The 5,764-nt window shown below is 52.3% G+C and carries 4 protein-coding genes and 2 pseudogenes; all 6 read right to left on the bottom strand.

Features of this window, described 5'->3' with window-relative positions; all coding sequences use genetic code 11:
• Window positions 1–74: 74 nt before the first annotated feature.
• Window positions 75–2,195, bottom strand: a pseudogene (locus LKD37_RS16795) (VirB4-like conjugal transfer ATPase, CD1110 family); the annotation flags it as partial.
• A complete protein-coding gene (locus tag LKD37_RS16790) occupies window positions 2,146–2,547 on the bottom strand; it encodes a PrgI family protein (RefSeq protein WP_302930228.1) in 402 nt (133 codons plus the stop codon). The gene LKD37_RS16790 and the pseudogene LKD37_RS16795, both read right to left, overlap by 50 nt.
• 15 nt (window positions 2,548–2,562) lie before the next feature.
• Entirely contained in the window at window positions 2,563–3,435 is an 873-nt protein-coding gene (locus LKD37_RS16785; protein ID WP_302930227.1) for a VirB6/TrbL-like conjugal transfer protein, CD1112 family, read from the bottom strand.
• Between the two features lie 155 nt (window positions 3,436–3,590).
• Entirely contained in the window at window positions 3,591–4,259 is a 669-nt protein-coding gene (locus LKD37_RS16780; protein WP_302930226.1) for a sigma factor-like helix-turn-helix DNA-binding protein, read from the bottom strand.
• A 130-nt stretch (window positions 4,260–4,389) separates the two neighbouring features.
• Window positions 4,390–4,605 carry a Maff2 family mobile element protein gene (locus LKD37_RS16775; protein ID WP_302930225.1) on the bottom strand — a complete coding sequence of 72 codons (216 nt, stop codon included), beginning with the start codon at window positions 4,603–4,605 and terminating at the stop codon, window positions 4,390–4,392.
• 202 nt (window positions 4,606–4,807) lie between these two features.
• Window positions 4,808–5,695, bottom strand: a pseudogene (locus LKD37_RS16770) (VirD4-like conjugal transfer protein, CD1115 family); the annotation flags it as partial.
• Between the last annotated feature and the right edge of the window lie 69 nt (window positions 5,696–5,764).

The following is a 5,764-nucleotide window of genomic DNA, read 5'->3' as shown; positions in this document are numbered from 1 at the left end:
GGCAGATTGTTTCGCACACTGCCGTGTGCGGCAGTACCTTAGACTGCTTTGCACAGCGCCCTATCTGGGCGCACTTTGACGTTTTGGGTGATTCCAGTCGGCATCCCACCCCATTTTCTGAATCTCTTCCAGATCTCAATGGTATAGCTTGCCGTCTGTTCCTCTTTGAGAAGAAGATGCATTTCGTCGATGTAGTAGCGGGTAGATTTGTGTGCCTCGCGGTTGACCGTCACACGGTTCCAAACCTGGTCTTGGACGATCAACATGCCGATTTTCTTGAGCTGCTTGCCCAACTCCTTGATGTCATACGCCACCACACGGCTGTGAACATCTACGTTGGTCTGGTGGTTAAAAACATTGAGGGAGCCGGTGACGTAGATTTCCAGCGCTGTTGCGATGTACTGCGCTTCCTTTTCATCCTGCTTCCGCAGTTCCTCATAGAGATCACCGAGGATGGGCATGTTCTCCGGGCGCGGGTCATTGAGATAGTTCCGATAGACCAGCCGCACACAGCGGTCAATGATGGTCTTTTCCACCGGCATAAGGCCGTCCTTGCCGCCCACAATTAGCTCACACAAGCTGAGAATGAAATCGGATTTCAGCGACAGTGGATTTTCATCGTCCGAATAGTTGAGGTTCAAGTCCATGGGATTGATATAGTCCGTGGAGGTGGGCGAGATTTTAATGACCTGCCCGTGCAGGTGCTCCACCAGCGGGCCATATTCCGCTTCCGGGTCGCAGATGATGATATCGTCGTCCGTCACCAAAAAGACGTTTGCGATCTCGCGCTTGGCAGAAAAGCTCTTGCCGGAACCGGGTGTGCCCAAAATCAGACCGTTTGGATTCTTCAGGAGTTTCCTGTCTACCATGATGAGGTTATTGCTCAGGGCATTGATGCCGCAGTACAGCGCCTCTTTGCCAGTCTGAAACAATTCCTGGGTGGTAAACGGAACAAAAATGGCAACACTGGAGGTTGTAAGCCCGCGCTGGATGGTGATCTCATTCAGCCCCAGCGGGAGGCTGCTCATCAGCCCTTCTTCCTGCCGGAAGTCCAATGTCGTCAACTGGCAGTTGTATTTCTGCGCAATGGAATTGGCCTGAAACACATTGTTTTTGAGCTGCTGCATGGAACCTGCGGTGTTCAGAATGATGAAGGTCAGAAGAAACATACGCTCGTTCCGGCTCTGAAGCTCCTGCAAGAGCTTTTTCGCCTCATTGCCGTAGGTGGCAAGGTCGGACGGTATGATATCCATATCATACCCGGCGCGGATAGCTTTTTTCTGTTCTTCAATCTTCATTTTATCAAGGTCGGTAATTTTGCGTTTGATGGTCTTGATGGCCTTGACCTGATCCACGGACTGAATGTGCATGGACACGATCACGGAGCTTTCCATATCGAGAAAGTCTGCCAACATGCGGTCATTCAGTTCTGGAGCGAGTATCTGCAAGAACGATGCGCGGCCGTATTTCTTTCCAACGGCAAAGCTGCTGCCAGTTCTGAACTCGAAAGAGCTGGGCGCGATGAAGTCCTTGACGGAGAGGCCGGAGGGCGCAAGCCAATCCCACGAGAAGCGGAACGGCTCCTGTTCATCCATGTGAAGAACATTGTGCATCAATTTGAGCCGGTCGTGGCCGTTCAGCGGTTCCGCCTGCACACCAAGCCGCTTGAAGTTATTGAGGATGTCGATCTCAATGCGCTCCAGCCGGGGTTTCGCGGTTTTCAGATTGTCCGCCTCTACGCCGAAGGTAATGAACTTGGTTTTGACCAGCCCATTATTGCCGCGTGCAAGCTGCGTTTGCAGCATCTTTGTGTACTCCGCGCGTAACTGGTTGAACGCATCCTCTCTCGGCGGGATAGCGATGGTCTGCGCGTAGCTGTCCTTATTGGCGGCAAGGTTTACGAAGGAAAGCTGGAAATGGATGGAGCTGTCAAAGTAATTGAGGAAGTCGCACCATGCGTCAAAGATGGCCGTCTTGTCCTCGTTCTGGTTGAGCTGGTAATTGATATCTTGAAACTGCACCGTTTTGCTGTAATAGTTATCTGTCACCCGGCAGATACCGTCCGGGAACATCCGCTGAAACGGAATGGAATCCTGCGCCGACTTATGCCGTTTGTCTGTGTTTTTCGCTCTGGCAATGGCAGCTTCAATCTGCTTTCTGTCGGCGCGGCTTAACTTTGTTTTTTCCTGAGACAATGCGGTAAACCTCCTTATCCAGAATATCCTGCCGCTGCAATACGGCATAAAAATTGTCTGTCTCATAAGGCCGCACCTTTGGGCGGATGAAGCAGACCTGAACAATATTTTTGATGATCTTCTCCAGCGGCAGGCCGTTTTTCTCGTACAAGGCGAAAAGAAAGAACGGCAGCATGACCACGATCATGCAGATCGCCGCTGCGCTGTTGGAAAGGCTCTGCCGGAGCAGGAAGAACAGCGGCACGCCCACCGCTGCGCCGCTGCCGAAGCAAACGAGCTGCCGCTTGGTCAAGTTGAAGAGGACTTTGGTCTTTACGGCGTTCAAGTCCTTTGGGACGGGTACATAGGCCACTTGCAATCACCTCCGTCAGTGGCTGTTGAACAGGCTCTTGGCAAGAGAACCGGTCTTAAAAAGTGTGAAGCACAAAAGCACTGTATAGCCCATACAGCTCCAGATGGCCGTGGAAATATTCGTATCCACGATCATGTTCTGTACCAGAACGGCGTAGATGGCAACACAGATGATAATAAGGAAGCCCTGAAAGCCGAGGGCGAACAGGCTCCTGAGATAGTTCTGTCCCATCTGCCCCCATTCCCGGTTCATTGCCGTCGCCATGGGGATCGGGGCGATGGAGGTCACAAGATAGATTTCTATCATGCGCCCGTACACGATGATGAAGATGCAGATGTTCAGCGCGTTCATGGTGAGCTTCACGATGGTGGCTTGCAGCCACAGGCCGAGCAGAGACCAGACCTCCATTTCATTGAGCCGTGCTTCCAAATCCGCAAGACTGTTTGCCAGATCAAGGCTGACATTGCCGACCACAACGCCGGAAGCGTTGTTGACCACGCTCTGCGCCACATCGAACACACCCATGACGATATTCCATGTGTTGCTGACAATGAGTACCGCACAGGCCGTTTTGAACACCCATTTGAAGATGAACCAGGTATCGACTTCTCCGTGCATGTTGTTTTTGTCCGTAATGATCTGGATCAGCTCCATAGTCATTACGATGGCGAGGATCACACCGGCGATGGGCAGGATCACGTTGTCTGAAAGGCTGCGGATCATGTTGTAAATGCCGCCGTTCCAGCCCTGCGGCGTTGCGCCGACCTGACCGGCGATCTCTCCGACTCTTGTGTTCACGGTATCAAAGAGGCCGGACAGCGCATCCGTGATGCCGCCGATCAGAATTTCTTTGAGCCAATCAGTGAATTTTTGCCATATTAAGTCCAATCGTTTTTCCCTCCTTCCGTTGGCTCTCCGCATACCGGCGAGAGCCGTATAAGATTACTGCGCTCGTTTTCATTCTCATGTGCACCTGAAAATAAAGCAGAACGCAGAATAGCCGGGGTTCCGGCTATGTATCAGGCGGTCAATGCCGCCTGTAATCAGCTATGTGTGTTGAGCGTCCGGAAAACCTCAACTTCCAGATCAAGGCGCGGAGTCTTTGCATTGCAGCAAGGCAGCGCCCCACCTGCGGGGAGCAGCTTCTCACGCGCGAGATACTCCCGGACAGTCGTGGCAGAGAGTGCGCCGAAGTTTCGGATTTGTGCGGATGAGCACAGAAAGATGAGTACCTCGCGGACGGTCTTCACATCGTTCCGGCTAAGTGGGTTGTAGCACTTGGCGGGCAAATGCAGGGCTTCCAGTCCCTGATAATACAAATGCGTCGGAGAGGTAATGCCGCAGCGTTCACAATAGATTTGTTCCTCCATCTGGAGCTGCTGCCGCAGATATGCGGTTCGTGCTTCAAAGCCGTCTGTGATGTAGTACAGCCATGCGGGATTTTTGTGCAGCCAGCATAGCGCGTCCCGGATGATATTCCGCGTCCGGCTCTCCGAGAGGTTATAGTGCAGGCCAATCGCCTTATAGCCGATGCCCTCGCAGAAATGCTCTCGGAGCACGATCTGTTCACGTTCCGAGAGCGCAGACAGGGCGTATTCCACCCCCTTGCGCTGGTCATCCGTCAGCGCGTCATAGGAGATCATGCGCTGCGTTTCTTCATTGAGATGCAGGGCAGAAAGCAGGTTTTCGGGATAACTGTATCTTCTGGGCATCTGTATATCCTCCTGAAAAAGTAAAAGTTGAACATGCAGAGCAAAGGAGCAGCCCGTCTATATGGGCTGCTCCCTTGCTTCTAAATGGGAGCGAGGGCGGCATCAGCCGCCCATGCAGGACTGCCGGTGTTTAGCCGAAAAGCCCGGTGAGCAGCGGCACCAGCAGAAGGCCAACCAAGGCAACACCGCCGCCCGCCATGAGCTGTTTCATGCCCTGCGATTTAGCCCCCGGATTATCATTTCCGTAGCCCTCCAGCAGGTTAATGACGCCCCAGATTCCGAGACCTGCGCCAAGGGCAATAACCAAAGTTTGGAGAACATCGACAGCAGAGTTAAAGAAATCCATAAATGTGTATGCCGGAATATGCGGGATGTTGGGTTAGAAATGGGTTCTCACAATGCAAGCGCCGGAACGAAAACCGCTGTGCGGCTCCCGATTCCGGCGTCTCCTTTCAATGTTTGATTGTTTTGTTCGTCCCGGCCTTGCAGTATGAGCCGGTGTCTTCTGTCTGTCATGGTGTATCAAGCCTCCTTGCCTTGATAAATCTTTATGAAAAAGCGGGTGATTCGCCCGCTGCTTCATCCGCTTCGGACATATCTACTTCAAAGACATTGTAAGCTTCGTCCTGTTTCGGCTTGAGCCGGTGAGAAAGGAACTTTTCAATGTCAAATTCATTTTTGGGGTTTGTGTCCGACAGGTATCTGTAATTCTTGTGCTGCGTGATATCAAACTTATTGGACAAAAACGGCCGCACGCCGCGAAGCTGCAAGATGCACTTGGAGCCGTCCAGTACGGCAAGCTCATCCACGGTAGCAAGGTCTTTTCCGAGCTTCTGGTAGTTGAGACTGTGAGAGACCTCGCGCCCTCGGCTTTCACCGGTATTGAAGGTGTCGATGGTCTCTTTCCCCAGCGCCTGATTCAGCTCTTTCAACGTGGTCGGCTCCTTACCGCCGAGGAAAATCGAAGTGTCACAATTCCCGATGATCGTATCGGCGTTGTCCTTATACAGCGCCTTGAGCTGGCTTTGTGCCTGCAAGACAAGGCAGGCGGAGATCTCGCGGCTGCGAATGGTTGCCATGAGCTTTTCCAAATTCGGAATCTGCCCGATGTTTGCTGCCTCGTCGATCAGGCAGCGCACATGCACCGGCAGGCGGCCTTTATACTGGTCATCCGCCTTTTCACACAGCAAGTTAAATAACTGGCTGTAAATCATAGAAATGAGAAAATTGAAGGTGCTGTCGGTATCGCTCATGATGAGAAACAGCGCCGTCTTTTTGAAGCTTCCATCCTTGGCTTCCGGGTTGTCGTATATCTTGTCGCCCAGCGTGTCCAGCTCCAGCTCATCATACATGGTGATCTCTCGCAGCTCCGCGATATCAAAGGGGGCAAGGCGTGCGCCGCAGCTAATATTGATACTCTTAGCTGTCTTGCCAGAGACGAAAAGTCAAGGACTTTTTCATCAAATTCAAAAAGAAGTTACATTTTGCGGACTTCCTCACGGAGC

It is taken from the genome of Brotocaccenecus cirricatena, assembly GCF_020687045.1.
Taxonomy (GTDB): Bacteria; Bacillota; Clostridia; order Oscillospirales; family Oscillospiraceae; genus Vescimonas; species Vescimonas cirricatena.
This window is presented reverse-complemented; position numbering and strand designations above follow the sequence as displayed.

Coding starts and splice junctions, on each gene's coding strand:
- LKD37_RS16780 (WP_302930226.1), bottom strand. CDS start 4,259: ATGCCCAGAAGATACAGTTATCCCGAAAACCTGCTTTCTGCCCTGCAT.
- LKD37_RS16775 (WP_302930225.1), bottom strand. CDS start 4,605: ATGGATTTCTTTAACTCTGCTGTCGATGTTCTCCAAACTTTGGTTATT.